Below are 2,776 nucleotides of genomic sequence, written 5' to 3' on the forward strand. Positions count from 1 at the left end.
GTTTATATTCAATGGTTTCATTCGAGCCTGTATCAATGGCATAGACACCAATCTGTGCATCAAACTCATTCTCGAGTTGGCTAAACTTTTCATCTATATTTACTGTTTGTCCTACTTCATTCTCCTCTTTAGACGGCTTGTCTTTCTCCGTGCAAGCAGTAAGTGTAAGCGCTGCGACCAATAACATGAGCAATGTAAAATGCTGCATGCTGAATTTGTGTTTATATGTTTTTATCACATTCATAACCTCTTTCTAGTTTTTATCTGTTAGTTAGTTACTGTTTCATTACTTACAGCACCAATCTAAACTCACAGATGTAGCCGAACAAATATTTACCTCCTCTCAATGTTGACTACAACTGTAGTCTGATATTACAATTGTAATCGAAAAATGTCAACCTGTTAAACTAAAAAAATCCTCACTCTACCGTTAAGGAAAAAATCATAAAGTCCATTTCGGAAAAATGATGAATTGATAAGATTGTAATGAAGTGTTAAACTTCGAGTACCAATGGATAGGGTTGTTGAATTTTCTTGAAGGGAATCAGCTGAATGTAAAGCATTAATCGTGGTACTTCGGGAAAAGGAGGTTAAGAAGTATGTTTTTCACCCATTTAATCACAAGTTTTTTTGTATCTACTATTACGATAGTGGTTATTTTGCTTATTAGGAGATTATTCTCTAAGCAGCTTTCAGCAAAATGGCAATACAATCTATGGTTTTTATTATTGATCGCATTAACGCTTCCATTTATACCTAAGCAATTGATTCATTTTAAAAATCCTTTTATTTTTTTTCATATAAATCAAAGCAATAAAGTCGGCGACTCCTCTATAAGCACCGTTGAAGGTTCAAGGCTTAGTAACGTAAACTGGATGCAGGACTTTGCAATACCTGTCAATCAACTTAATCTGAAGTTTTTAACTGTCGGATTAACAACTATTTGGATTGCAGGCATGCTCGTTATGGCTGTTCTATTCCTACATGCGTGGTTCAAAGTAAGGAAAATCAAAAATACGACAACAGTCTTGAACAATCAAGACGTTGTACACTTATTTGAACGATGCAAGCATCATTTACATATATCTAAACCTTTAACCGTTGGAGAATCATCCCTTGTCAAATCTCCAATGACATTCGGTCTGTTTAAGACGTATGTTGTGCTGCCGAAACATCTTGACGAATGGATGTCTATAAAAGATATCGAATATATTTTTATGCATGAACTGCATCACTATAAATACAAAGATATAGCAACAAATTATCTCATGATTATTTATCAAATTTTGTATTGGTTTAATCCACTCGTATGGATTGCTTTTAAAAAAATGAGATTGGATCGTGAGATAGCTTGTGACATAGCTGTTTTGAAATCTTTAGATGAGCATTGTCACCTAGATTACGGGAATGCGATTATTAATTTCGCAGCTATGACATCCCACTCTAAAGATTTTGCTTTGGCCAATCAGTTTAACGGTTCAAAGGAGCAAATGAAAAAGCGGATTGAAAGAATCGCATCCTTTACAATTGAGTCAAAGTGGATGAAGTTGAAGAGTATTTCAATCTTTACATTGATAGGTGTATTTGTAGCGAGTCAGGTACCATTTATTTCCGCAATGGCCACTACGAATGACCACTACGATTTTAATAATGAAGACACGGTTTATGAGGATTTAAGCTCTTATTTTGATGGGTACGATGGAAGCTTTGTCTTATATGACTTGGAAGCTGGTCAATATCGTATTTATAATGAGGATAAAAGCACGCTAAGAGTTTCTCCGAATTCTACTTACAAAATATATAGTGCATTAATTGGATTGGAATCAGATGTGATAACAAGTGACAATTCCACGATGAAATGGAATGGAACGAAATATCCTTATGTATCTTGGAATACAGACCAAAACTTATCAACGGCCATGAAAAATTCAGTGACCTGGTATTTTCAAGAAGTGGACGAAAAAATCCCACGGGAAATTACAAAAGCGTATGTGGAACAGATGGGCTATGGAAATGATGATCTTTCTGGTGGACAAGACTATTGGCTGGAATCTTCATTAAAGATATCTCCAGTTGAACAGGTCCAATTGCTAGTAGCGTTTTATACAAATCAATTTGGATTCGAGGACAAGAATATCCAAGCGGTTAAAGATTCCCTAATTTTAGAGGGATACGATGGTTACCGCCTCTCTGGGAAAACAGGTACGGGCAATGTTAATGGCAAGAATGTAAACGGCTGGTTCATTGGATATGTAGAGACTGAGGACAATACTTATTTCTTTGCAACAAATATACAAAATGAAGATAATAGTTATGGAAGCAAGGCAGCGGAAATCACGTTATCAATTTTAAAAGATAAAGGAATCTATTAACGATAAAAGGAAGTCGTCATTCAAGAGAAGGAGGGGAATAAGGTTGACGAAAGAAATCCCAAATATTTCAGAATCAGAATGGGAAGTAATGAATGTCCTGTGGGAAAAGGCTCCACAAACGGCCAATGACGTTATATCCTCCTTGCAGGAGAAAATTGATTGGAAGCCGAAAACCGTACGCACTCTTTTGGATCGTCTCGTTCACAAAAAAGTGATAGGGGTTAATAAAGATCAGAGAGTCTATACTTTTTTCCCGCTTTATTCGCAAGATGAATGTCAGAGAGCCGAAGCACGTTCATTTATTAAACGAATCTATGGTGGGACGTTAAAGTCGATGTTAGTTCAGTTCGTGGAGGATGATTCCTTGTCGGAAACGGATATTAAAGAATTACGTTCCATTTTGA

General features: G+C 36.0%; 2 protein-coding genes and 1 pseudogene. 2 read left to right on the forward strand and 1 reads right to left on the reverse strand.

Annotated features, from left to right (window positions below):
* A pseudogene (locus RUH95_RS21475) lies at positions 1 to 238 on the reverse strand (class A beta-lactamase); the annotation flags it as partial.
* Positions 239 to 599: 361 nt separating this feature from the next.
* On the opposite strand from RUH95_RS21475, the gene RUH95_RS21480 reads away from it, so the two are divergent.
* Positions 600 to 2,372 (forward strand): BlaR1 family beta-lactam sensor/signal transducer, encoded by a 1,773-nt coding sequence (locus RUH95_RS21480; RefSeq protein WP_313894942.1) that lies wholly within the window; start codon positions 600 to 602, stop codon positions 2,370 to 2,372.
* Positions 2,373 to 2,415: 43 nt separating this feature from the next.
* Positions 2,416 to 2,776: penicillinase repressor BlaI (gene blaI / locus RUH95_RS21485; RefSeq protein ID WP_313894943.1), on the forward strand; the 361-nt coding region annotated here is incomplete at its 3' end.

This window comes from Psychrobacillus sp., from assembly GCF_032154225.1.
Taxonomy (GTDB): Bacteria; Bacillota; Bacilli; order Bacillales_A; family Planococcaceae; genus Psychrobacillus.

Excerpts from the sequence above, each read along its gene's own strand:
- RUH95_RS21480 (WP_313894942.1), top strand. The coding sequence starts at position 600 with ATGTTTTTCACCCATTTAATCACAAGTTTTTTTGTATCTACTATTACG.